The organism is Nocardia amamiensis NBRC 102102, from assembly GCF_001612745.1.
Taxonomy (GTDB): domain Bacteria; phylum Actinomycetota; class Actinomycetes; order Mycobacteriales; family Mycobacteriaceae; genus Nocardia; species Nocardia amamiensis.
Genome location: NZ_BDBA01000190.1, coordinates 1 through 26,205, shown reverse-complemented (window position 1 = coordinate 26,205; position 26,205 = coordinate 1). Strand labels below are relative to the sequence as shown.

16 protein-coding genes are annotated in these 26,205 nt (G+C 69.1%); 14 read left to right on the top strand and 2 right to left on the bottom strand.

Annotated elements, in window-relative coordinates:
- From NA4_RS29445 to NA4_RS29410, 8 genes are all read left to right on the top strand, one after another.
- On the top strand, window positions 1–1,365 hold a 1,365-nt coding region (locus tag NA4_RS29445; RefSeq protein ID WP_245671639.1), incomplete at its 5' end, for a MinD/ParA family ATP-binding protein.
- Entirely contained in the window at window positions 1,362–2,888 is a 1,527-nt protein-coding gene (gene eccD, locus NA4_RS29440; RefSeq protein ID WP_067477321.1) for a type VII secretion integral membrane protein EccD, read from the top strand. The genes NA4_RS29445 and eccD, both read left to right, overlap by 4 nt.
- Window positions 2,888–4,246, top strand: coding sequence for a type VII secretion-associated serine protease mycosin (mycP, locus tag NA4_RS29435; protein WP_067477318.1), 1,359 nt, complete (start codon window positions 2,888–2,890; stop codon window positions 4,244–4,246). The genes eccD and mycP overlap by 1 nt, the downstream gene beginning before the upstream one ends.
- Window positions 4,243–5,967 carry a type VII secretion protein EccE gene (gene eccE / locus NA4_RS29430; RefSeq protein ID WP_067477315.1) on the top strand — a complete coding sequence of 575 codons (1,725 nt, stop codon included), beginning with the start codon at window positions 4,243–4,245 and terminating at the stop codon, window positions 5,965–5,967. Before mycP ends, eccE begins: the two co-directional genes overlap by 4 nt.
- A gap of 16 nt (window positions 5,968–5,983) precedes the next feature.
- Entirely contained in the window at window positions 5,984–6,337 is a 354-nt protein-coding gene (locus tag NA4_RS29425) for a helix-turn-helix domain-containing protein (RefSeq protein ID WP_040775643.1), read from the top strand.
- A gap of 77 nt (window positions 6,338–6,414) precedes the next feature.
- Window positions 6,415–7,434 carry a discoidin domain-containing protein gene (locus tag NA4_RS29420; RefSeq protein WP_067477311.1) on the top strand — a complete coding sequence of 340 codons (1,020 nt, stop codon included), beginning with the start codon at window positions 6,415–6,417 and terminating at the stop codon, window positions 7,432–7,434.
- On the top strand, window positions 7,434–8,159 hold the full coding sequence (locus NA4_RS29415) for a hypothetical protein (protein WP_067477308.1): 726 nt from the start codon (window positions 7,434–7,436) through the stop codon (window positions 8,157–8,159). The genes NA4_RS29420 and NA4_RS29415 overlap by 1 nt, the downstream gene beginning before the upstream one ends.
- Before the next feature lie 171 nt (window positions 8,160–8,330).
- Entirely contained in the window at window positions 8,331–13,274 is a 4,944-nt protein-coding gene (locus tag NA4_RS29410; protein WP_067477305.1) for an NAD-glutamate dehydrogenase, read from the top strand.
- A gap of 39 nt (window positions 13,275–13,313) precedes the next feature.
- Here NA4_RS29410 and NA4_RS29405 read toward each other — a convergent pair whose 3' ends face one another.
- Window positions 13,314–14,378: an SPFH domain-containing protein gene (locus NA4_RS29405; RefSeq protein ID WP_067477302.1), complete on the bottom strand. Its 1,065-nt coding sequence runs from the start codon at window positions 14,376–14,378 to the stop codon at window positions 13,314–13,316.
- A gap of 213 nt (window positions 14,379–14,591) precedes the next feature.
- Here NA4_RS29405 and NA4_RS29400 point away from each other — a divergent pair, with 213 nt between their 5' ends.
- Window positions 14,592–16,130, top strand: a complete 1,539-nt coding sequence (locus NA4_RS29400; protein ID WP_067477299.1) for an amino acid permease — start codon at window positions 14,592–14,594, stop codon at window positions 16,128–16,130.
- 329 nt (window positions 16,131–16,459) lie between these two features.
- Complete coding sequence (locus tag NA4_RS29395; RefSeq protein ID WP_245671638.1) at window positions 16,460–18,712, top strand: serine/threonine-protein kinase; 2,253 nt, start codon at window positions 16,460–16,462, stop codon at window positions 18,710–18,712.
- Between the two features lie 6 nt (window positions 18,713–18,718).
- On the opposite strand, the gene NA4_RS29390 is transcribed toward NA4_RS29395, so the two are convergent.
- The gene (locus NA4_RS29390; protein WP_067477293.1) at window positions 18,719–19,075 is read right to left on the bottom strand and encodes a DUF1707 SHOCT-like domain-containing protein; all 357 of its coding nucleotides are present in this window, start codon (window positions 19,073–19,075) and stop codon (window positions 18,719–18,721) included.
- Window positions 19,076–19,291: 216 nt separating this feature from the next.
- Between NA4_RS29390 and NA4_RS29385 the strand changes: the two genes are divergently transcribed.
- From NA4_RS29385 to NA4_RS29370, 4 genes are all read left to right on the top strand, one after another.
- On the top strand, window positions 19,292–20,026 hold the full coding sequence (locus NA4_RS29385) for a MerR family transcriptional regulator (RefSeq protein WP_067477290.1): 735 nt from the start codon (window positions 19,292–19,294) through the stop codon (window positions 20,024–20,026).
- Window positions 20,027–20,271: 245 nt separating this feature from the next.
- Window positions 20,272–20,853 (top strand): dihydrofolate reductase family protein, encoded by a 582-nt coding sequence (locus NA4_RS29380; protein ID WP_067477287.1) that lies wholly within the window; start codon window positions 20,272–20,274, stop codon window positions 20,851–20,853.
- Window positions 20,854–20,952: 99 nt separating this feature from the next.
- On the top strand, window positions 20,953–23,460 hold the full coding sequence (locus NA4_RS29375) for an ATP-binding protein (protein ID WP_067477283.1): 2,508 nt from the start codon (window positions 20,953–20,955) through the stop codon (window positions 23,458–23,460).
- 112 nt (window positions 23,461–23,572) lie between these two features.
- A complete protein-coding gene (locus tag NA4_RS29370; RefSeq protein ID WP_067477280.1) occupies window positions 23,573–26,107 on the top strand; it encodes an ATP-binding protein in 2,535 nt (844 codons plus the stop codon).
- Window positions 26,108–26,205 lie beyond the last annotated feature (98 nt).

Below are 26,205 nucleotides of genomic sequence, written 5' to 3'. Positions count from 1 at the left end.
CAGGCGAGTGCGCAGCCGCCGCAGGCGAGTGCGCAGCCGCCGCAGGCGAGTGCGCAGCCGCCGCAGGCGAGTGTCAGGCCTCCGCAGGCGAATACGCAGCAGGACTACACCGCCGCGACACCGGCGGAAACGCAGCAACAAGCGGCCCAGCAACATTCGGCCCAGCAGCAGGTTGCCGAGCAGTACCAGGCCCAGCAGCAGGTTGCCGAGCAATACCAGGCCGAGCAGGCTGCCGAGCAATACCAGGCCGAGCAGGCTGCCGAGCCCTCCCAGGCGCTGGCGCGGAACGAAACCGCGTCCACGAACCAGGATTGGTCGTCCGGATCGGCGACACAGTGGGTTCCCGAACGCGTCGACCGCTCGGCCTATGACGGGACGCCGCGGATCGAGGTGCTGCCCGCCGCGCTCAGCTCGCTCGAGCTGCTCGCCGACATCTCCGCCGCGAAGCGCGCGCAGCTGCGGTCCCAGTCCGGTGTTCGTGGTGCGCTGAACAAAGTCGGCTTCAACCTCGGGCTTTCGCCCGCCGAGCAGCGCGCCGAGGACCGCCGCAACCGCATCCGCCGCCAGCTGACCACGACTTATCAGATCGCGGTGGTGAGCGTGAAGGGCGGCGTCGGCCGCACCACCACCGCGGCCACGCTCGGCTCGACCTTCGCCAGCCTGCGCCCAGACCGGGTGGTCGCGATCGACGCGAATCCCGACTTCGGCGACTTGTCGACGCGCACCAGCCGGCATCCGTACGGGCTGACCTTGCGTGACCTGGCGCAGTCGCAGAACCTGGACGCGTTTTCTGCGGTGCAGTCGTTCACCTCGATCAACTCAGCCGACCTCGCCGTGATCGCCTCGCCGTGGACCACCGAGGCAACCGAGGCGCTGTCCGGCCACGAATACCGCACCGCGGTGGAGGTTTTGCGCCGTCATTTCAACCTGCTGCTGGTCGACTGCGGGACCGGTGTGCTCGATTCGGCGACCGCGTCGGTGCTGCAGACCAGCGACGCCGTCGTGGTGGTGACCCCGGCCACCGTCGGCGGCGTGACCGGCGCGGTGGCCACCCTGAACTGGCTGAGCTCGCACGGCTTGCAGCACCTGATCGCCAAGTCGATCGTCGGGATCGTGCATCACCAGCCCTTGAAACCGACTGTCGACGTGGACGCGATCGAGAAACTGTTCGCCACCGCGCAGCGCCCGACCTGCGTGTTGCCCTACGACGCGCACCTGGCCGAAGGCGGCGAGATCGACCTCCGATTGCTGGAGAAGGAGACCGTGCTCGCGTTCGAGGAACTGGCCGCCTGGCTGTCCGACGGATTCCCCGGATACCTCGCCGGCGGCGCCGACAGCTCCGGTGATCACGGAGCGTGGCGATGAGTACTGCGGTTGCGCCCCCGCCCACCGGGACGCAGTCGTCGTCGGCGGAGGTCGCACGGGCTCGGATCGCCGTGATGGTCGCCTCCTACCAAGTCGACGTAGTAGTGCCGACCAAGTTCACCATCGAGACGTTCATCGACGATCTGCTGGTGGTGCTGGCCTCGGCGATCGACGACGAGAGCGTGGACTTCACCCCGCCGCAGGGCCAGTGGAGCCTGGCGCGTCCCGGCGAGCCGCCGATGCCGCGCTGGCGCAGCCTCGACGACCACGATGTCACCGACGGCACCGTGCTGATGCTGTCGGTCGTCGAGTCGGCGGAGGTGTTCACGCCGGTGGTCGAGGACATCACCGACGCGCTCGCCTTGATCAACGAGCGTGAGTTCGCCGAATTCGACGCGAATACCGCGACGATCGTCGGTCTCACCGCGCTGGGAATCGGCGCGGCCGCGGTGGCCGCGATGCTGTCCTGGTCGTGGACCATGACCGGTTCGGTCGTGTGGTGCGGGCTGCCCGCCTTGCTGCTCGGCGCGCTGTGCTGGGCGGGCGCGGCGATCGCGCGCAGGCGCGACGCTGCGGCCAAGATCTGCCTCGGCCTGTCGCTGGCGGCCACGCCACTGCTGTTCGCGGGCGGCGCGATGCTGGTGCCGCCCGCCTACGGCCAGCCAGGACCGTTCGCCGCGGCCAACCTCGCGGCAGGAGCGGTGGTCGCCGCGGTGGCCGCCGCCACCATGATGCGGTTGAGCGGACTCGGCATCGCGACGCTGATGGCGGTGACGGTGCTCGGCGGCATCCTGACCGCCGCAGCCTTGCCGCTGACCTACCTGGATCTGTCTGTGGGGCAGGTGGCCGGTGGTGCGGTGTTCGTCGGGATCGTGCTGCTGACCATCGCGCCACGAATCTCCGTGGTGATCGCGCGCATCCGGCCGCCGGACCTGCCCGACCCGGGCAACGAAGTATCCCCGACGACGCTGACCGACATCTTCGACGCCGAGACGGTGCGTGAAGGAGACGAACACAGCGAGGACAGCGAACGACAGCGCCAGAGCGACGAGGTCGGCATCGAGAGCCGCGCCCGGCTGGCGGTGACCAGCCTGCGCGGGCTGATCGCCTCGACCTCGACCGTGCTCGCGGTCTCCGCGGTGATCTCGGCCGCGGTCAGCCCCGGCGGTATCCGTGAGATCGTCATGGCCGCCGCGATCGCCGGCTTGCTGGCGATGCGTTCGCGCTGGCATCCGGACCGGGTGCAAGCGATCGCCTTGATCACCGGCTCCACCGTCACCGTGTGCGGCGTCGGTTTCGTCTTGGTCGGCGCGTATGAGACCCCGGTCGCGCGTCTGGTGGTCGGATTGGTGATCGCCTTCGCGGCCATCGCGGCCTGTGTCGCGGCGCTCCGCTTGCCCGGCAAGCGACTTTCCCCGGTAACCCGGCGGGTCATCGACTTGGTGGAGTACGCGCTCATCCTGGTGGTCCCGGTGATCGCCTTCTGGATCATGGGCGTCTACACCGCGATGCGAGGGATCTGATGAAGGTCGGCAGCGCCGCTGTGGCGGCTCTGGCCGGAGTGCTGCTCGCCGTCCCGGCCGCGCCCGCCATCGCGTTGGAACCACCGCAGGTAGTGGTCGGTTCGCCACCTGCGGATGACCCGCCAGGACCCGAACTCCCGACGAAGCAGGACAAGGGCTGTCTGGCCGCGGGTCTGTTGCCGGACAGCGACGTGTCCCGGGTTCCGCCACCGGAACTTGCGCTGGATCTGCGCCGCGCCCGGGCGCTGAGCCGCGGCGCGGGCGTGACCGTCGCCGTGATCGATACGGGCGTGACTCCCCATCCGCGTCTGCCCAACCTCGTGGGCGGCGGCGACTACGTCGCGGCGGGCGGCGACGGCCTGTCCGACTGCGACGCGCACGGCACGCTGATCGCCGGGATCATCGGCGCCACCGCCCATCCCGCGGACGGATTCGCCGGCGTCGCCCCGGACGCACGAATCATCTCCCTTCGCACGCGTTCCGGCGCGTTCAGCCTCGAACACCCGAGTTCCGATCGCGACCAGCAACTGTCCATCGACCTGCGCACCATGGCCCGAGCGATCACCCGCGCGGCGAACCAGGGCGCCGGGGTGATCACGGTGTCACTGCCGATCTGTGTGCCCGCGGACGGACAGGTGGACCAGTCCATGCTGTCGGCGGCCATCGGCCATGCCGTGCACGTTCGCGGCGCGCTCATCGTGGCCGGCGCGGGCAACACCGCGGGCACCGTCGGCTGCGCGCAGAATCCCGACATCGATCCGGCCCGGCCGGCCGATCCCCGTAACTGGCGGGACGTGAAGACGATCGCCACGCCGGGCTGGTTCGGCGCCGATGTGCTCACCGTCGGATTCACCACCGCGACCGGCGCGCCGATGCCGGATTCGCTGAACGGGCCGTGGGTTTCGGTGGCCGCGCCGGGGACCGGCATCGAGTCGCTCGGTCCCGGCGGCGGCGGTCTCATCAACGGTGTCGGCTCGCCGGACAAGCTGGTTCCGGTGGGCGGTGCGTCGTTCGCCGCGGCCTACGTCAGCGGAGTCGCCGCGCTGTTGCGGTCGCGGTTCCCCAACGAGACGCCTGCGGAGATCGCCGCCCGTTTGCAGGCCAGTGCGCACGCTCCGGCTCGCGGCATCGATAACGCCGTTGGCGCGGGCATGATCGACCCGCTGGCGGCGCTGAGCTACCGGACGCCGCCGAAGCCGCCCGCCGGGCTGTTCCGGTCCGCGGAACTGCCCATGCCCGCCCCGCCGCGCCCGAAGGATCCATTGCCCGCGGTCACCGCGACAGTCGTCATCGTCATCGCCCTCCTGCTCGGCTTCGCGGGCAGCCACGCGAACTCCCTGATGCGGAGGCGGCGGTGAGCTTTCCGAGCGTCCGGGTCGGCGGCGTCGAGCGGGGTCCTTTCGCGGCCTTCGTCGTGGTCGGCAGCCCGCTGCTGGTCGGTCTGTCGGCCAAGACACCGTGGTGGGTCAGCGCGGTGGTCGTCACGGTCCTGGTCACGACCGTGACCGTCCGGGTGAACGGACGCACCGGCGCGCGCTGGCTGCTCGACTGGGTGGAGTACCGATCCGGCCGGGCCACACGGGCGCGGGAACGGGCGCAGCTCGCCGCAATCCGTGATGTACAGGTCGCGGCGGGTGTGTGCGGTATCAACGAGGCGGGCAAGACGCTGATCGCGATGATCCAGCTCGCGCCGAACCTGGACCTGCCCACCGTCATCGGGGAGCAGACGCTCTACACCGAGGACACCATTCCGGTCGACGTGCTGTATCCGATGCTGGACCAGTTCGGCATCTCGGTCGACATCGACATCGTCACCACCGGGCAGCGTGTCCGTTCCGCGGGCAGCTACAGCATGCTCTACGACCAGCTGATCGGCTCCCACCCGGTGGTCGGCGATCGGCTGACCTGGCTGGTGGTCCGGCTCGATCAGGAACGCAACTTGGCCGCGCTGAGCAAGCGCGGCCCGTGCTCGGTGGTCGCGCCCAAAGCACTGGCCAGCGCCGCGCATCGGATCGCGGGGCGGCTACGCGAACGCGGCGTCGCCGCGCACGCGCTGCCCGCCGATGCCTTGCGGGACGCGACGCGCCTGCTGCACGCCGGTGTCGAACTCACCGATCTGCGGGAGACCTGGAGCCATCTGGAGTCGTCGGTGCCGGGCCGGTTCGTGACCAGCTTCCTGATCGACTGGTCCCGCTTGGATGGCGTCGGCCTGGACGACTGCTGGACCTGGAACCGCGGCCGCACAACGCTGGTGGTGAGTCTGACCGACGATGGGGAAGGGCCGCGCGCCCTGGTCCGGTTCATCGGCCCGGCTCTGACCACCACGCCGCCGGAATACCTGCGCCTGCTCGGCGGCGATCAATCGACGGCGCTGATGGCGTCCTTGCCCACCGGGGACTCGGTCCGCGTCCTGCGCGGCTTCGAGTCCGGCTCTGATGTCGCACCCGACGACATGGTCGCCGAGCTGACCATCGCGATCGGCCCGAACGGCCAGATCCTGGGCGCGATCAGCGGACAGCCGCGGCACACCTTGGCGCTGCCGCTGTTCGACCCGGCCCGCTACAACCCGCGCAGGCGCACCATCGACGTGCATGCCGTGCTGCCGGTCGCGCAGCAGATCATCCTGCGCGCGATGGTGGTCGGCGCGGACGTGGAGATCCATTCGGCGCGACCGGACAGCTGGCGTCAGCTCGTCACCGCGGTCGGTGACCCACGCTCGATGCGGATGGCCGGTCCGAACACCGACGGACCAGGAGCCCAGAACGGCACGGAGGCGGACAACCCCGCCACAATCGCCGTCTTCGACCACCTGCCGCCGCGTGCGTCCAACGCGCACACGACGGTCACTATCAGCGAGCCCGGCGGTCCGCGCAGGCGTGCGGTCGATCTCGCGATCAACCAGGTCAGCGCGACCGCGGTGGACGTGAGCATTCCGATGCGCACAGTGCGGGTTGACCTCATCGAGCCGAGAGGCGAAACACGATATTTCGATACCGTCGACGGCCCGCCCGCGCCCGGCGCCCGGGCATCCGGACCCATGGTTGCACCTCCGCAACCTGGTGGCCGTCGCGTGAGCTGACGGGAGCGGTCGGTTAATGTCTATCACCGTGGTTGCGGACACCCATTCCGATGGTGGCGATCTCCCGCATCAGGACGCCGGGGACGCGCTGACGCCGAGACAGGCCGCCGCCGCGATCTTCTCCAGCCGGTTATCGGAGCTGATCGCGGAATCCGTCGTGTCCACCGAGGACGGATCGACGCGCTCGCTGACGCTCTATTCGCTGGCGCAGCACCTGGAATTGGCGTACCCGGACGTGCCGGTGTCGCAGTCCGGTTTGTACCGGCTAATCCACGGCGACGCGATCCCGCGGCTGGATTTGGTGATCGCGCTTGCGCGCGTGTTCGACGTGCCGCCGGAGTACTTCGTGACCGAGGAGAAGAAGCGCTGAACCGGCCCCTCGGTTGTTCCCCGCAGCGGGAATAGCGCGAGCTCGGCGGGCTGCTCGCGCCGGATACGATCCGGTTCATGCCCGATGAGGACGCGGGAGACGTCTTTCTCCGTCATCGAGGCGCGGTCCTGGAGGCGTTGCTGTCCGATCCGTCGTTCGGGCCTTCCGCCGCGCCGCCCAGCGACACTCCGGACTTCGGCACCGCGTCGTCAGGGTTTCCCGACCTCGATCCGGACTCCGAGCCGGTGGTGCCACGGCGCCGCAGCGGCGACGGCCCGAGGGCGAGCGAGCGAATCCTCGCGCTGCTGAACGGGCAGACCCAGGACACGACGCCGGCGATGGATTTCGCGGGCGACTACTCCGCGGTCGCGGCGCGCTCGAACACACCCGACGCGCCGGAACCGGAACCGGAACGCCCTGCACCCGCGCAGGCCAACCGGCTCGCGCCGGCGCAGCAGGTGGCCAAGGACGCGCTCGTCCAGCTGCGCAAACCGAGGGTGGCGTTGATCGTCGCCGCAGTGGTCGCGGTGCTGCTGGTGCTGCTGCTGGTCACCACCGGCGGCGGCGACTCGAAGAATACGGCGCAGAACCAGCTGCTGGTCGTCACCCCGCCGCCGACCTCCGCGGCGCCGACCACATCGGCGGCTCCGGCGGCGGGCTCGATCATCCAGGTGAAGTCCGCCGATTCGAAATGCGGGCCCGGCAGCACCTCGGCTATGGACGCCTTCTCCGGGCAATCCGGCAAGGCGTGGTCGTGCGCGCGCGCCTACAAGGTCGACGGCCAGATCATCACCATCGACCTGGGCAAGACCTACCAGATCGACTCGATCGGCATCGTGCCCGGCTGGGACCACACCAGCCCGGACGGCGCCGACCAGTGGGCGAAATACCGTACCGTCAGCCGGGTTTCCTACCAATTCGACGACAGCAACAAGACCGTCTACACGCAGCCGACCCTCGATCAGCGCACCTTGGTGGTGACCAAGATCGAGCCCCCGGTGAGCGCGTCGAAGATCGTGCTGACGGTGCTGGAATCCAAGGGTGACCCATCGGTCAATGTCACCGCGATCTCCTCGGTCGTCGTCACGGGGCGCTGATGTCCACATTGCGCGAGCTGGTCTGCGAGTACTGCGGGCATCGCAACACCGGTGCCGATTCCCGGTGCGGGCACTGCGGTGCGCCGCTGCGGGCGCCCCGGGACGCGGTCGAGTCCGGCACCGAGGGCAGGCTGCACCACCAGGTCGCCGGGCCGGCTGAGAAGCTCGGCGGTGGGACAGAAAAGGCGGTCGGCCAAGCGGAAAAGGCGGTCGGCGAGGCGAAGAAGATCGTCGGCAAGTCGTATCCGCTCTGGCAGTGGCGTGCCGCCGGAATCGGAATCCTGGTCATGATCGTTGCCGCCGTCCTCGGTGCCCGGTCCTGTTCGATGGATCTGCCCTCGATGACGCGCGGGGACACACCGGCGCAGGCCATGCCGGGCCTGCTGCGGTCCGCGGCATCATGCCAGGCACTCGATGCCACTGGGCGCGGGGAGAAATGCGTCATCGGGGCCAACAACCCGATGCTCTTCGGTGGCATCGCCGGCGGTAGGGACCTGACCTTCTATTCCGAGCTCGTCGGGCCGGAACAGTTGGCCGACTCCATTTCCCGCTGGCGCAACGCCCGCGCGGTCGTGCTCGTCGACGGTCCCGTCTACGTGGCGATCAGCCCCTCGGCAACCGTCTGGTACGCGGACACCCGTGCGGGCTTGCGCTTGGAGACGGGGACATTCGCCGGTCAGGCGGCCGCCAAGACCTTCGCGTCGCGAGCGGGACTGGTCCGCTGACACAGCACCACCCGCACCCGTTCGGCCGGAGAAACTCCCTGATCGGGACGCCCTAATCCGCATCTGCTACGGCGAATTATTGTTACACTGTTGATTGTGCCGTTATCCAGCGGTACGTTAACTAAAGTACGAAACACGTACGAGTGCAGTTCTCGGGAAGGCAACGGATCGATGGTGGCAACCACCCAGCAGACGATTTCACCGAAGCGGTTCCACGATGATCCGACCGACCTGGAGGCGGCCTACTTCCGCTGGATTCAGCCGGGTTCCTCGACATCGGCCATCACGGATCGGGCCGAGCAGATCTTCCGCCAGCATCTCGGACTGGCGGCCACCCGCGCGCCCGGTTCGGCGACCACCCGGGTCTACCGGCCCGACGACACCGCTGGGCTCGGCGCCGCGATCCAGATCGTCAACGACGACATGCCGCTGCTGGTCGACTCGGTCACCGCCGCACTGCGGCGGCTCGGCGCGACCATCACCGAGGTTGTGCACCCGGTATTCGACGTGTCACGGGACGCCGAGGGCAAGGTGCTGGCTATCGCCCCCCGCGACGGCGAGGCCGAACCCGCAGGCGAGGCCGACGGACAGACGTTGCGCGAGTCGTGGATTCACGTGCAGCTGGGCGCGGGTCTGTCCGACGAGCTGGTGGACCGGATCGAACGCGCGCTGCCGCCACTGCTGGCCGACCTGCGCCAGGTCGCCGACGACACGCCGACCATGGTCGAGGTGCTGACCACCGTTGCCGACCAGCTCGATCAGGCCGCGCAGTGGGCCGGCGACGCGGAGATCCCGCAGGCCGCCAATCTGCTGCGCTGGCTGTCCGACGGCCACTTCACCCCACTCGGCTACGGCTACTACCACTTCCGCCGTTCCGCGCCGAGCGCGAACGCCGACTTCGAGCCGTGGCAGCTGCCCGGCACCGGACTGGGCGTGCTCGCGGGCGGGGCCGCCGCGGATATCAGCGTGCCGGTGGTCGGCGCGAAGCGGACGGTCCTGCGCATGGCCAACGGCTCGGTGGACTCGCTGCTGCCGGGGTCACGGGACCTGTACTTCATCAGCGTCGCCGACTACGGCGCGACCGATCCGAGTGGTCGCGCAGCCTGGGGCGACACCGTCGCCATGGTGAAGGGCGAGCACGTCGTCGTCGGCACTTTCACCGTCGCGGGCCTGCACGAGAACATCCTCGACATCCCGGTCATCTCGCGGCGGGTACTGCAGGTCATCGATTGGGCCGGTCTCGACCTCAACTCGTTCTCCGGGCAGGCGATGCTGGAGACGATGCAGTCGTTCCCCCGGGTGGAACTGTTCTCCACCGACGCGCGCATGCTGTTCGAAACCGTCTCGGCCGTCATGAATCTGGGCCTGCGGCGCCAGGTACAGTTGTTCCTGCGGCGCGATGCGCGCAGCGACACCATCTACTGCCTGGTGTACATGCCGCGGGACCGCTACTCCACCGAGGTCCGTATGCGCATGGGCGACATCCTGCGTGCGGAGTTCGACGCCGAGCAGATCGCCTATTCCGCGCGGGCCACCGAATCGGAGCTGGCCGTCGTGTATTTCACGGTGCACCGCAAGCCGGGCGCCGAACCCGGCGACATCTCCGAGGACAACCGCGAGCGGATCCAGGAGCTGCTGCTGGCCACCACGTGGACCTGGAGCGACCGCCTGGTCGCCGAGGCGGCGGGCGTGCCGGACGTACCGCAGGCGCTCGTCGGCGACTACGCGGCCGCCTTCCCGGCGAGCTACCAGCAGGAGCACGAGCCCGCGCGGGCGCTGACCGATCTGCGCAGGTTGGAGCGGCTCGCCGACGGCGAGATCGACACCAATCTCTACCGGCACGGCGAATCCCCCTCGGCGGATTGGCGATTCACGCTGTACGTGGCAGGGGAGGGCGTCTCGCTGAGCCGGGTGCTGCCGGTGCTGCACAGTCTCGGTGTGGAAGTCGTCGACGAGCGGCCCTACCGCATCACTGTGGCCGACCGGCCGGACCGCTGGATCTACGACTTCGGACTGCGCGTAACGGCCGCGCCGCTGCGGGACGCGCTGGAGAGCGAGCCGTCCGCGCAGCTCGTTCAGTCGGTTGATGTCGCGTCGCTGCCGGAAACCAGTGTGCGACGGCGTTTCCCGGACGCCGTGACCGCGATGTGGTTCGGCCGCGCCGAGGTGGACGGTCTCAATGAACTGATCCTGCGCGCCGGCCTGCACTGGCGTCAGGTGGCACTGCTGCGCGCCTACGCGAAGTACCTGCAGCAAGCCGGATTCGCCTACACCTTCGGCAACATCACCCGCGTGCTGCTCACCCACCCGGCCACCGCCCGCTCGTGCACCGAACTGTTCGCCGCGTACTTCGATCCGGATGGCATCGGCGCCCAGACCGCAGGCCTGGCGGCCGAGATCGCCGAGCGGGTACAGACCGAGATCGACGCCGTGGTCAGCCTGGACACCGACCGCATCCTGCGCGCCCTGTTCGGCTTGATCGAGGCGACACTGCGGACCAACTACTACCGGCGTGACGAGACGGGCACTCCGCTGGACTATCTGTCGGTCAAGCTGAACCCGCACGCGATCGCCGAATTGCCCAGGCCGCGTCCGCAGTTCGAGATCTTCGTGTATTCACCCCGCGTCGAGGGCGTGCACCTGCGCTTCGGCTCGGTGGCGCGTGGTGGTTTGCGATGGTCGGATCGGTTGGAGGACTTCCGCACCGAGATCCTGGGTTTGGTGAAGGCGCAGGCGGTGAAGAATGCCGTGATCGTGCCGGTTGGCGCCAAGGGTGGGTTCGTGGTCAAACAACCGCCCGCGCAGACGGGCGATCCGGCTGCCGACCGGCAGGCACTCGGCGCCGAAGGCGTCGCCTGCTACCGCACGTTCATCTCCGGCCTGCTCGACATCACCGATAATGTCGACCGAGCGACCGGGCAGGTGCTCCCGCCCGCGCGGGTGGTGCGCCGCGACGGTGACGACACCTACCTCGTTGTCGCGGCCGACAAGGGCACCGCGACGTTCTCGGATATCGCCAATGATGTGGCCCAGAGTTATGGCTTCTGGCTGGGTGATGCGTTCGCCTCCGGTGGCTCGGCGGGTTATGACCACAAGGCGATGGGTATCACGGCAAAGGGTGCGTGGGAGAGTGTCAAGCGGCACTTCCGTGAGATGGAGATCGACACTCAGACGCAGGATTTCACGGTCGTGGGTGTCGGTGACATGAGTGGTGACGTGTTCGGCAACGGGATGCTGTTGTCCGAGCACATCCGTTTGGTGGCCGCGTTCGACCACCGGCACATCTTCCTCGACCCGATCCCCGACGCGGCTTCCTCGTTCCAGGAGCGGCAGCGGATGTTCGCCCTGCCGCGCTCGTCGTGGGCCGACTACGACCGGTCGCTGATCAGCGCCGGCGGCGGCGTCTACGACCGCTCCGCCAAGGCGATTCCGGTGACGGCGGAGGTGCGTGCGGCGCTCGACCTGCCCGCGCAGGTGACCACTTTGTCGCCGCCGGAGATGATCAAGGCCATCCTGCGCGCTCCGGTCGACCTGCTGTGGAACGGTGGCATCGGCACCTACATCAAGGCGAGCACGGAGACCAACGCCGAGGTGGGCGACAAGTCCAACGACGCGGTCCGGGTGAACGCCGACGAACTGCGGGTCAAGGTGATCGGCGAGGGCGGTAACTTGGGTGCGACCGCGCTGGGCCGCATCGAGTTCTGCCGCAACGGCGGACGGATGAACACCGACGCGCTGGACAACTCGGCGGGTGTGGACTGCTCCGACCACGAGGTGAACATCAAGATCCTGCTGGACGCCGTCGTGTCCAGCGGCGAGCTCCCGATCGCCGAGCGCAATCCGCTACTGGCCTCGATGACCGACGAGGTCTCCGAACTCGTGCTGCGCGACAACATCTCGCAGAACTTCCGGCTGGGTATGTCGCGGGCCGACGCCGCCGGAATGTCCGGCGTGCACGGCAGGCTGATCAATGACCTAGAGCAGCGCCGCGGCCTTGACCGCGAGCTGGAGGCGCTGCCGACGGATGCCGATCTGGCCCGCCGCGCCGCCGAAGGCACCGGGCTCACCTCGCCCGAGCTGGCGAATCTGATGGCCCACGTGAAGCTGTCGCTGAAGGCCGACCTGCTCGCGGGTGACCTGCTCGACAGCGCCGCATTCGCGTCGGTGCTGCCCGCGTACTTCCCCGCGCCGCTGCGCGAGCGGTTCGCCGCCGCGATCGGCAGGCACCCGCTGCGGCGCGAGATCGTGGCCACCGTCGTGGTCAACGAGATGGTCGACTACGGCGGCATCACCCACGCCTTCCGGCTCGCGGAGGAGGCGGGGGCGACCACCGACGACGCGGTGCGCGCCTATAAGGCGGCGGTCGAGATCTTCGATCTGCACACGCTGTGGGAGCGGATCAGGCAGACGCCGATGTCCACGGCGGCGCGCAACGAACTGGAGCTGGAGACCAAGCGCACGCTCGACCGGGCGTCGCGGTGGCTGCTGTCCAACCGGCCGCAGCCGATCGCGATCGGCGCCGATATCGCCAGGTACCGGGACGGCGTGCGTGCCCTGGCCGGCCAGGTGCCGGCCTGGCTGACCGGGTATCTCACCGACGATCTCGCCGAGCGCTCGCGGCGGTCGATCTCCCGTGGCGCGCCGCGTGAGCTGGCCGAGGAGGTATTCGGGCTGATCCACCGCTTCCCGCTGCTGGATGTGATCGACCTGGCCGACATCGCCGACCGCGATCCCGCGGAGGTCGCGGTGCTGTACTACGCATTGAACGAGCACTTCCAGATCGAAGGCCTGCTGACCGCGGTGGGCAAGCTGGAGCGCGGCGGGCGCTGGCGGGCCTTGGCCCGCCTGGCGGTGCGCGAGGATCTCTACGATTCGCTGCGCTCGCTGACCCTGGACGTGCTGACCGCTTCCGAACCGCAGGACAGCACCGCCGAGAAGATCGCCTACTGGGAGTCGACCAACCGGTCGCGGCTGTCCCGCGCCCGTGCGTCGCTGGCGCAGATCTTCGCCGCCGAGACCCACGACCTGGCCGCCCTCTCGGTGGCGGCGCGGCAGGTCCGCGGCATGGTGAGCAGCGGTGAGTCGACCGCCGTCGCACCGGCGGTCGCAGGCTGATCCATCCGGACGATGCCCGGAGGCACGGCGCGCTCGGCGTCAGCCTCCGGGCATCGGCGTTCCGCAGGCACCGCAGAACTTGGCCGATGCGGCCGATTCCGTGCCGCAACCGGGACAGTGCCGCGGCTGCGGCTCCAGGCGCGCACCGCAGTTCATGCAGAACCGGGCACCCGCCGGGTTCGCGGTATCACAGGCGGCGCACGGCACCTGTCCCGCCGCGGGAGCCGCGGCAGGCAGCTGCGGTGCGGCGGAATGCGTGCCGACCTGCTGGCCGATCGCGTTCAAACTCAGAGCGGCGCCGAGGAATCCGCCGTCCGCGCCGTGGTGGTGACCGTGCGCGAAACCCTGGCTCGCGCCGAGCGCGAGTTCACCCGCTGCGTAGCGCTGGAAATCGCCGGTCAGGCGAATGTACTTGACGTCCTTGGCCAGCCGCTTCAGCCGCTCCGCGTCTTCCGGAGCCAGTGAGATGTCGAAGTTTCCGATCCGGGGGATGCGCAGGCCGTATTCGTAGAGCGCCGTGTTCGTCTGGCGCAGCACCGCGGTCTCGATCGGTTGCAACTGCGCCGAGAGCCCGAGCACTTGCCAGTCGCCGCGCGAGATACCCTGAGTCACAGCGATTTTCATGGCCTTGAGCAGCAGGTCGGCGCACCAGCTCTGCACTCGCTGCTGGTCGGTGAGATCGGCGGTGCCCGCCAGCTGGGTGAGCAGCTCGGCAGGATCGCGGACGGTCAGGGCGAACTCGCCGAACACGCGCAGGGTCACCACCTGCTCGCTGACCGGGTCGAGGATGTCGGCCAGCCGACCGCCGAACCGAATCCCCGGAAACTCTCTGGTGGAGACGAAATACAGCTCGGCGCGATAGAAGTTCCCGCCGGTGACCGTGTCGACCAGTGCGCCGAGCACCGGAAGCTCGGCGGCGTCGATGCGGTGCCGGCCCGGGCCCATCGCGGCGATCACCCGCCCGGACTGGACGAACAGGGCGATCTCGTCGGCGTTGACGATCGCGCGGCTGTAGCGGCGGATGTTGACATCCGGCCACTTGAAGACCAACTGGTTCTTGCGCTCCTCGGGGACCGCGATGAACTCCCGCTCGAACCACGCCATCTGCGCTCCCTCTACCGTCTTTCCCCATCGAGCGTACCGATACCGAGTGGCTCGTTCAATGATTCCTTCTTGCGATCACCGCTGCTCGGGCGGGCTTTTCTCAAAATCATTGATGTCCAGCATGTTACAAGTGGCGAGTCGCTATTGAACGTACCGCTATCTAACGGTACATTGAGCGAAGTTATGATCGCCGTCACCTGAAAGGCCATCGCCATGACCACAGTTCGACCACCCGCGGAGGCGCCCGCGCAGGCTGCCGCGCTCGAAGACGAGGACTCGGGCTACCACAAGTCGCTGCGCCCGCGTCAGCTGCAGATGATCGCGATCGGTGGTGCGATCGGCACCGGGTTGTTCCTCGGTGCGGGCGGCCGGCTGGCCAGTGCGGGCCCCGGATTGTTCATCGTGTACGCCATCTGCGGCGTGTTCGTGTTCTTCATCCTGCGGGCGCTCGGTGAGCTGGTGCTGCATCGCCCCTCCTCGGGATCGTTCGTCTCCTACGCCCGTGAGTTCTACGGCGAGAAGCTGGCATTCGCGGTCGGGTGGATGTACTTCTTCCACTGGTGCATGACCGGGATCGTAGACATCACGGCTATCGCGACCTATGTCCATTACTGGGGAGCTTTCGAGGCGATACCGCAGTGGCTGATCGCCCTGGTCTCCCTGGCCGTCGTGGTGTGCATCAACCTCGTCTCGGTGAAGTGGTTCGGCGAGCTCGAGTTCTGGGCCGCGCTGATCAAGGTGGTCGCGCTGGTCGCCTTCCTGATCATCGGCACGGTGTTCCTCGCGGGCCGGTTCAAGGTCGACGGTCAGGTCACCGGCCCGAGTGTCATCACCGATAACGGCGGGCTCTTCCCCAGTGGATTGCTTCCGCTGGTCCTGGTCACCACCGGTGTTGTATTCGCTTACGCCGCAGTGGAATTGGTTGGTACGGCCGCCGGTGAGGCGGAGAACCCGGAGAAGATCATGCCGCGCGCGATCAACTCCGTGATCGCCCGGATCGCGCTGTTCTACGTGGGTTCGCTGGTCCTGCTCGCTCTGCTGCTGCCCTACACCGCCTTCAAGAACGGTGAGAGCCCCTTCGTCACCTTCTTCTCGCGGCTCGGTTTGGACGGCGCCGGTTCGGTGATGAACCTCGTCGTGCTGACCGCGGCGTTCTCCAGCCTGAACGCCGGCCTCTACTCGACCGGCCGCATCCTGCGCTCGATGTCGATGAACGGCAGCGCGCCGACCATCGCGGCGCGGATGTCCGGTGGCGGCGTGCCCTACGTCGGCATCCTCGCCACCGGCGCGGTCGCGCTCATCGGCGTCGGCCTGAACGCGGTGGTGCCGGAGCAGGCGTTCGAGATCGTGCTGAACATGTCGGCGCTGGGCACCATCTTCGCGTGGGCCGCGATCGTGGTCTGCCAGCTGCAGCTGTGGCGCTGGTCGCGCACCGGCCGGGCGGAGCGGCCGTCCTTCCGGCTGATCGGCGCGCCGTACACGAGCTACGCGACGCTGGTGTTCCTGGTTGCCGTGGTCGGCCTGATGGCCTTCAGCGACGACCATGTGCAGCGCGGCGCGGTGATCGCGATGCTCGTCATCATGGTTCCTGCGCTCGTCGGCGGCTGGTTCCTCGCCCGCAAGCGGGTGCTGCAGATCGCGGCGGTCCGCGAGGGCGTCACCGGACAGTTCCCGGTCCTGGCCGAGCGGCCGCAGCGCCGGGAGCAGGGTGGCGACACCGTGGTGATCCTGGACAAGCCCGACGAGGAGTGAGGCAGTATCCGCCCCGGGCCTTCCGCCCGGGGCGGAGCTATTCCCAATGCCGGGAACAACACTCTGCGCATCGACAGGCGGCGGACCAGAATGAAACCCCGATTCAACGGTGGGTTTGAGAGGTTCGTATGCCGGAGCACCCCAGCGCCTCCGACCGTCCACTCGCGCACCCGTGGGCGAATCGGCGAATGCGCGGCACCGAAGTGCCTCGGCGAACTTCCCACCCCTGGGCAACTCGGCACCTGCTCAAAACCGAAGTCCCCCCACGACTGCCCAATCCGTGGTCGACTCCGCAGTGGGTCGAGGAGCGGTCGAAGCGTGCCGTCGCCGTGGACTCCGTCCCGAGCGACGTCGGGCCTCCGACCGCGCCGGGCGGCGCGGCTGGGCCGGAGCCGACCATCGGCACTGCCGAGCTGCTGCTCGGCGAACTCGAATCGGAACCCGGTTCCGGGCGCAGCGCGCGCTCGCGGCCGAGCGTGCGCAGATTGGGCGGCGGTCTGGTGTCCATGCCCAAGGTGAGTCCGCTCGATCCGCGCACTGCGGTCATGCAGGACCCGGAAGTCCCTGAACACAAACGATTTTGCTGGAAGTGTCAGCAGCCGGTCGGCCGCACGACCGATACCGGGCCGGGTGTGGTCGAGGGGGAGTGCGGCCGATGCGGCTCCCCGTTCAACTTCCGGCCCTCGCTCCAGCCGGGGGAGATGGTCGCCGACCAGTACGAAGTTCAGGGCTGCCTGGCCCACGGCGGGCTCGGATGGATCTACCTCGCCGTAGACCGCAACGTGAGCGACCGCTGGGTGGTGCTCAAAGGGTTGCAGAACCCGCTCGACTTCGAGGCACACGTGGTGGCCCTCGCCGAACGCCAGTTCCTCTCCGAGGTGGCCTATCCGGGCATCGTCAAGATCCACAACTTCGTCAAGCACCGCTCCGGCCGCGACGTGCCCGACGGCTACATCGTCATGGAGTACGTCGGCGGACGCTCGCTGAAGAAGATGCTCGACCTCCGTGCGCCGGATCGTATTCCGGTCTCCGAGGCGATCGCCTTCATGATGGAGATCCTGCCCGCGCTGGACTATCTGCACTCGTTCGGGCTGGCCTACAACGACCTCAAGCCGGACAACATCATGGTCAGCGAGGACGAGGTCAAGCTGATCGATCTCGGCGCGGTCGCCGCGATGGAGTCCTACGGCAGCATCTACGGCACCCCCGGCTACCAGGCACCCGAGATCACCGAGACCGGCCCTACCGTGGCCTCCGACATCTACACCGTCGGGCGGACGTTGGCCGCGCTGGTCATGGACATGCCCAAGAACGCCGACGGACACCAGCTGCCCGGCATCCCCTCGCCGGAACAGCAGCCACTGCTGCGGCGTTACCCGGCGCTGCACCGGCTGCTGCTGCGCGCGACCGAGCGGGATCCCGCCCGCCGATTCCCGACCGCCTACGCCATGTACGGCCAGCTCGCCGGTGTCCTGCGGATGGTGCTCGCTTACGACACGGGCAAGGAACACCCCCAGGCATCGCTCGAATTCGGCGCGATGCGCGGTGATTTCGGCATCGAGACGCTGATCGGGCAGACCGACGGGATGGCCGACGGGCGGCACCGGTTGCCCGCGCTGGACGCGCCGAGCGTCGTCGCGGCCCTGCCGGTGCCATTGATCGACGGCGAGGACCCCAGCGCCGACCTGCTGTCCACGCTGCTGCACGGCGACCCGGGACATGCCCTGGACGCGTTGCGCCGCACCGCCGACCGGATCGTCTCCGGGACGATCCGGGAGCCGGAGACCTTCGAGCTGGAGGGCACGCTCACCGCGGTGCGCGCGCACCTCGATCTCGGTGAAGTGGTGCCCGCGTGCGACCGGCTCGCCGACCTGCGGCCCGATTACGGCACCGACTGGCGTATCGAGTGGTACTCCGCCATCGCCGCGCTGCTGGACGGCCAGTGCGAGCGCGCCTTCGAGTACTTCGATCTGGTGCACCGCATGCTGCCCGGCGAAATCGCGCCCGCTCTGGCTCTGGCCGCGACCGCCGAACTCACCCTGCAGCATCTCGGGGACGCCGCAGGCGACACCGACTGGGGTGGGCTCGCCGAGGAGTACTACCGCACCGTATGGCGGACCAACCACGGCGTGGTGAGCGCGGCCTTCGGCCTGGCGCGCAGGCTCGCCGCCGATGGCGGGCTATTGGAGGCCGTGGAGGTCCTGGATCAGGTGCCGGAGGCGTCGCGATATCAGAACGTCGCGCGGATGACCGGGTGTCTGCTGCTGGTCTCCCAACCGATACCGGAGACCACCGAGGCCGACCTGCTCGAGGCCGCCGCGCGTTTGGACGCGGCGCCGGACGAGCCGCGAGCGCTGCAACTGCAGGTCATCGTGGTGGGTGCGGCGCTGGAGTGGGTGCGGGCGGGCGGGCAATCGGCCACCCCCGAGGCGACCCTGCTCGGTTTCCCGTTCACCTTGCTGGGGCTGCAACGCGGGCTCGAGTCGAGCCTGCGTGCGCTGGCGCGGATCGCGCCGCATCGCTTGCACCGGTACCGCTTGGTGGACCTGGCCAACTCCGTGCGGCCGAAGTCGCGGTGGTGACCGGACTCAGGTCGTCCGCGCGGTGAGCATGAAAAGCGCTGGCGCGGCCAGGATCACCAGCAGCCACAGCCAGTTGCCGGTGGTCACCGCGAGCACCACCGAGAACACCACGGCCGCCCCCGCCAGGACGACCAGGCGGGGCAGCGGATTGGCCGGGGTCACCTCGGGTGCGGGCGGTGTGCTGCCGGGCAGGTCGGCGAACAGTTCGGCCAGCTGAGCCTTGCTGGTCGCCGCCGCGACGGCGGTGCTGAGTTCGTCGAACTCGGCCAGGCCGATTCGGCCCGCGCCCAAGTGCTGGGTCAGCTCGCGAAGTGCCCGCTCACGGTCGGCGATACTGGCCGGAGGGCCCGCAGATTCACCCATGCCGGAAGGATAGGTGCAGCGGCAAAAGCCGTGCACCGCGTGGGTTTCCAAGGGCGGGAAGGGCGGTCGACCAGGTGTTGCCCCCGCGCCTGGCTGAGCATGGCACGCGACCACCTGCGCGGTGTTTGCTGGATTATCGCTATAGGCCGGTCGGTCGTGCTGGCAATGGCCGCGCACCGGCCGTCGCGCCGTGTTGCGATGTGGTTTCCTTGAAGTATGACTGCGGGTGTGGAGTACACCATCGACGAGCTGGCGCGTGAAGCCGGTACGACCGTGCGCAGCCTGCGCGTTTACCACGAACGCGGAGTGCTGCCGCCTCCGCAGGTCAAGGGGCGGACCGGGTTCTACGGCGCTGACCATCTCAACCGGGTGCGCACCATCAGCAGGCTGCTCGACCGGGGGATCAAACTCAATGGCATCAAGGAATTGCTCAACGCCTGGGACCGCGGTGACGACCTCGGCGACATCCTGGGCGTGGGCGAGCCCGGCGCGCCCGAGACGGCCGTCGCCGACACCGGGGACACCATCGCGGCGACCGAGCTCGCCGAGCGCTACCGCGACGTGCCCAACGGCCTGGCGCGGGTCGTCGCCGCGGGCCTGTACGAGCCGGTGGACGCGGCGACGTATCGGATCGCGGATCGACGGCTGGCGCACGGCTTCGATCGCCTGACCGCCGCGGGCATCCCAGCCGATCAAGCGCTCGGCGAGTTGGAGCGACTGCGCGCCGACGCCGACCGGATCGCCCGCCGCTTCGTCGACCTGTTCCGGGGCACCATCTGGGCGTCGTTCCAGGATTCCCCTGGCGGCCCGGCGGAGATCGCCGACCTCGGACAGCAGCTGGCCGCCGCCCGCGCGATCCCCGGTGAAACCGCCGCGGAACTCGTAAACCGCTTCATCGCAAAGTATCTCGACCAGGACGCCGAGCTCTCCGAGGTACTGCCAGGGGACTGATCGGCGGGTGCGGCCGAAACCGCTGGAAACATCTCTATTTCAGATTCCCATCAGTGGCGATACGTGACAGTAACGTGCCGTTAATTAGCGGTATATTGGCCTGATTCGGCGCGCGTTCGCACTGTTGCGACGCTACCTATGGCCGTCTACCTAAGTATGTCTTGCACCGACCTACCGATGCGCAGAAGTGTCGCTCTCCCCGACAATCTGACGGTCGCACAAGGGCAGCAGATGGGTGTGGGCAAATGGGTAGCGTGACACTGTGGATGCAGATGTCGCTCGACGGCTTCGCGGAGGGGCCGGATCAGGAAATCCACTGGCCGGTGGTCGACGAGGAACTGTGCGAGTCGTTCCTCGACGAACTGCGTTCGGCCGACCTGTTCCTCTACGGCCGCAAGACGTACGAGATCATGGCATCGTTCTGGCCGACCGCCGATGTGGATCCGGCGATCTCCGAGTTCTACGTCGACTTCGCGCGGTGCTGGAAACAGACGCCGAAGCTCGTCTTCTCCCGGACCTTGCGCACCGCCGGGTGGAACACGCGCATCGTCCGGGAGGACCTCGTCGAGCAGATCACCGCGCTACGCGCGCAGCCGGGCTGCGATATGGTGCTGTTCGGCGGGGCGGAGACGGCCTCGGTGTTCATGAAGCACGACCTGATCGATGAGTACCGGCTGTTCGTCCACCCCATCCTGCTCGGTGGCGGCATCCCGCTGTTCCCGACGCCCGCGGTGGCCTCGGGGCTGCAACTCGTCGACGTGATGACGTTCGACAGCGCGGTGGTCCAAATGCACTACCAGCAGACGGCCTCGGCGTCGATGGGGTAGCACGCGCCGGTGGCCGTCCGTCGCCCACACGGCAGGTGAGACGAACGTTAACCTCTGATTGCTCAGCGCGTCGGCGCGTCGTCGGCTAACTTTCGTTCTATGTCCGTGGTTCAGGCACGAGGCGACGTGCTGCCTGCGTCCACCAGTGAATTCATCGGCCGGGAAACGGAATTGGACCGGCTGGGCGAGCTGCTGGACGGCGACGCCCGCCTGATCACCCTGGTCGGCCCCGGGGGGATCGGCAAGACGCGATTAGCCGCGGAGGCGCTGCGCCGTGGCTCGCGGGCCGGGCGCAGGCCGGTCTACTGGGCACGGCTGGCCGAGCTGGAGCCCGACAGCACCGCGACCGCACAGGACGTGATGCAGTCGGCGGTGCGCACCGATCTCAGCTCCCCGCCGACCCGCGCCGCGCTGGTACGCACCTTCACCAGCGGGGACCGTTCCGCCGAGCGCGCGGTTCTGGTGCTGGACAACTGCGAACACCTGCTCGGCGCGGTCGCGGCGATGATCGCCGAGCTGCTGGATGCCGCGCCGGGGCTGACCATCTTGGCCACCAGCCGCGAACCGATCGGCTGGGTCGACGAGTACCTCCTGGCCGTGCCACCGCTGTCGCCGCGGCAGTCGCTCGAATTGTTCCGCCAGCGCGCCGAACTCCTCGGACGGGCGATCCCGGACGATCGCGAGCAGGTCGCCGTCGCCGCGCGGATCTGCCGCCGGGTCGACCACAACCCGCTGTTCATCCGGCTTGCCGCGGCCCGGCTGCGGCATCAGCCTGCGACGATGGTGCTGCGGGAACTCACAGGCGACGCCGACGACAAGCGCCTGCGCTGGACGCACGGAAGCCGGGCAGGCGCCGAGGAACGCCACCGCGGCGTCTACGACGTCATCGCCTGGTCCTTCGCGCTGTGCAGCGCCCCCGAGCAACTGCTGCTGGAGCGGCTGTCGGTCTTTGCCGCGGGGTACGAGACCGATGACGAATCGGTTCGCGGCGGCATCGATCTCGACGCCGCGATCGCGGTGTGCGCCGACGACTCCCTTCCCGCGCGTGCGATCGAACACCTGCTGGAGCGGCTCACCGAGCAATCGCTGGTGTCGGCGCATCTGACCGCGACGACGGTCAGCTGGTACCTGGTGGAAAGCGTGCGCGTCTTCGCCCGCGAGCACCTGCGCCGCCGCGACCGCGGCGAGTTCGAACGTCTCGCCGCCCGGCACCGCCGGTACTTCCGGGACAAGGTCGTCGCCGGACAGGCCATCTGGCTGGGCCCGCACGACCTGGCCTGGCTGGCCTGGGCGCGGTCGGCGTGGAACGACATCGTGCTCGGCATCGAATCCGGCCTCGCCGATCCGGCGGAGACCGTGATCGCGCTGGAGACCGCGACGGTGCTGCTCTCGATGAAGGTGCCCTTCGTCAAGTCCGGTGCGGGCGCGCTGACCCGGCTGACCGAACGCGCGCTCGATGCCACCAAGGCGGCCGGGATCGGTCCCTCCGGAGTCGCCGACCTCGCCACCGCGCTGCTCGGCTGGATCGGGTTGTGGCAGGGCCGGACCGACAACATTCCGCAGCTGCTCGCCGACTGCGTGACCGGGCCGGCCGAGGCGGGGCCGCGCTACGCCGACGTGGATTTCGGCTTGCCCGCGCCGGTGGAATGGATGTGGGGACTCGAGCTGATGCTGGTGCGTGGCGACCCGCGCGCGATCACCGTCCTCACCCGCGCCCGGCACAAGTTCGCCGAGCAGGGCGACCGTATCGGCGCCGAGCGCAGCGAGGTGTTCGTGGCGTTCTGCTCGGCCCTCGTCGGCGACCGGCAGCAGGCGCTGGAGAACACCGCGCGATTCCTGGAGCGGTCGGTGTCGTCCGGCTCGACGCTCTCGACGGCATGGGCGGAGATCGCGCGGGCGGTGGCGCTGGCCAAGCACGGGTCCGCCGCCGAAGCGCTGGCGATGACCAACGGCGTGCTCACCCGCCACCGCGGGGAGCCGGACACCTGGACGGCGACCTGGGCGGTGGGCGCGCACATCGTCGCGATGGCCCAAGTGCTCATCGCCGAGCGCGCCTGCGGTGGCGATCCGGCGGCGGTCGCGACCGAGATCGCCTACCTGGTCGGCAGTTTCAAGACACGGCAGCGTTCGATGGGTATCGCCGTGGACCGTGTGCCGCTGGTCGCCGCCGAGATCCGCAGCGCCGCTGAGGTCGCCCGCGCGGTGCTCGGCGACCGGGCATACGCTTCGGCCGAGCGCCGGACCCGGCTGCGCCCCGAACTGGACGCGTTGTGGTCGCCGGCCACCGAATCGACGCCACCAGCCCGGCGACCGGACCGGCCTGGCGCTACCCGTCCCGTGTCGCGACGGCCCGGCTCGTGCTGGAGCGAGTTGTCCCAGGCCGAACGCGACGTCGCTGTGCTCGCCGCGGCGGGCTGGCCCAACAGCGCCATCGCCGCCCGGCGGCGCAGCTCCATCCGGACGGTCGACGCGCAGGTCGCCACCATCCGGCAGAAGTTGATGATCGCCTCCCGGGCCGATATCGCCGGGCACATTCCCGACGAGCTCGCCGACCGCGTCCGGCGCGAATCCGAGCGACGGCCCAGGCGCGGCCGCAGGGGTGCCTGATGGGCGCAGCCGGCCGCATTCCGTCAAGAGTCCGTGCCATGGCCGGAGCGAAGGCGGAGGTACGCATTAGGCTGCTTCTCCCGGTGGTTTCTGATCGATAGGTGTGGGCGGCATGTCGGAAGTGAACGGCGGCGGGGGCAACGGCCCCGCCGCGCCCGTGGAATTCGTGGGCAGACACGCCGAACTGCGACAGATCGACGCGCTGCTGTCCTCGTCGAGCGCGCGGTTGATCACGCTGCTCGGACCAGGCGGCATCGGCAAGACGACGTTGGCGGTCGAGGCCGTGCGCCGCTATCGGGATGCGGCCGGGCATGCCGTCTACTGGACGCGCCTGGCTCGGCTCGCGGCGGGCGCGGAAACCGGAGCGGTCGCCGAGGAAGTGCTGCAATCCCTGGCGAAGAACGCCATCACGGGCCGGTCGGCCTGGGATGGCTTGGTGGCGACGTTCAGTGAGGACGACGACGAGTCCCACCGGACGATCCTGGTGCTCGACAACTGCGAACACGTGCTCGGCGGGGTTGGCCCGCTGATCGTCGGACTGCTCGAAGCGGTGCCAGGCCTGACCGTCGTGGCGACCAGCCGGGAGCCGGTGGGCTGGATCGATGAGCAGTTGGTCATGGTGCCGCCACTGTCCGGAACGCACGCCCTCGAATTGTTCCGGCGGCGTGCCGAGCGCACCGGGCGGCCGATTCCCGAGGATCCCGGGCAGCTCGCCATTGCCGCGCGGATCTGCGGTCATGTCGACAACAACCCGCTGTTCATCCGGCTGGCCGCGGCGCGACTGCTGCACCGGCCGCCCGCGATCGTGCTGCGCGAGTTGTCCGGTGACACCGACGACCGGCGCCTGCAGTGGACGCACGGCGCCAGGATCGGCGTCGGGGACCGACACCGCAGCGTGCGCGACGTGATCGCCTGGTCCTACGGTCTGTGCACCGACCTGGAACAACTATTGCTGGAACGGATGTCGGTGTTCGCCACCGGTTGCGACTCGGAGAACGACGAATCTCCGTGCGGCGCGGAAGTCGACGCGATCGTGGCGGTCTGCGCGGACGCGGCGCTGCCCGCCGATGAGATCGGCCGACTGCTCGAGCGCCTGGTCGAACGGTCTTTGCTGTCGGCGCACATGACGCCGACCGCGGTCCGGTACTACCTGCTGGAGAGCGTCCGGGTGTTCATGCGCGATCGCCTGTCGGCGCGCGGCGACGACGTCGACGCGGCGCGGCTGCTCGCCCGGCACCGGCGGCACTACCGGGACCGGGTCGCCGCGGGCCCGGCCACCTGGTCCGGACCGCAGGAGCAGGAGTGGATCGACTGGGCGCGCACGGCCTGGGACAACATCCTCATCGCCATCGAAACCAGCCTCGCCGACCCGGAGGAGGCCGTCGTCGGGCTGGAGACCGCCGCGACGCTGATGGCGTTGCGTGTGGCGTTCATCACCGGCTCCAACCGTGCCATCACGGGTCTCACCGAACAGGCCCTGGAAGTCACCGCCCAGCTCGATCCGCCGCCGACCAGGCTGCGTATCAACGCCACCGCGCTGGTCGGCTGGATCGCCATCTGGCAGGGCAGGCACACCTACACCGCGCAATTGCTGGACGAGTGCGCCGCGGAGTGCCTGACCGATCCGGAGCTGCGTCGTGGCTGGCGGGAGACCACGGCCACGGACGCAGGCCTGCCCGCACCGGTGGAGTTCACCTGGGGCCTGGAACTGCTGCTGATCCACTTCGACCTGCGCGCGGCCGACGTACTGGCACGGGCGCGGCGGAAATTCGCCGCGGTCGGCGATCGGGCGGGGGAGCAGCGCAGTGAGTTGTTCGAGACGCTCACCTACGCCAATATCGCCGACGCCGACGTGGCGCTCGGGGCCACCCGCAGGCATCTGGACCGGGCCATCGACTCCGGCGCGGCCTGGGCCATCGCGTGGGCGGAGCTGGCCGTGATGATCGCGGTGTCCAGGCACGGCGATCCGCACGAGGCGGTGCGGCTCGGACAGTCCACGCTGGAGCGCCTGCTGACCACCGGGGACACCTGGACGGCGGGCTGGGTCGCCCACTTCAGCATGATGGCGAAGACATACCTGCTCTCCGCCCGGGTCGACGCGGGCGACACCGGCAGCGCCGAATCGATCGCCGCTGCCACCGAAATCGCGCATCTGCAAGGCGGAATCGACACGCTGCACCGTTCGATGGGCATCGTCGCCGACCGGGTGACGCTGGTGGCTCGCGGCACCGCCCGAGCCGTCGAGGTGGCCACCTCCGTCGTCGGTGCAGACATCTACGCGGCGGCCGCCCAGCGCGGCGCCCGCCTGCGGCCGGAACGCGACGAGCTCCAGTTGTTCCTGCTCGGCAGGTTGCCCATCGATCAAATCCCGAGCCAGCGACCGCGAGCCAGGACCGTCGCCTCGCGCTGGGACGAGCTGACCCCCGCGGAGCGCGAAGTCGCCGTGCTCGCCGCCGCGGGCTGGGCCAACAGCGCCATCGCCGGGCGCAGGGGCAGCTCGATCCGGACGGTGGACGCACAGGTCGCGGCGGTGCGCAGGAAACTGATGGCGGCCACCAGGGCCGACATCACCTGGCATATCCCGGAGCATCTGGACGAGCGGGTGCGGCTGGAATCCGAGCGGCGGCCCGCACGACGCTCGGCTTGATGCTGTGTTCGATTTGCAGCGCCTGCGGCGCTGCGTGTTCGCGGCCCGCTGATGGCTCGCGTCCGAGCGACCGCCGCTGGCGACTGCGTCGCGGACGC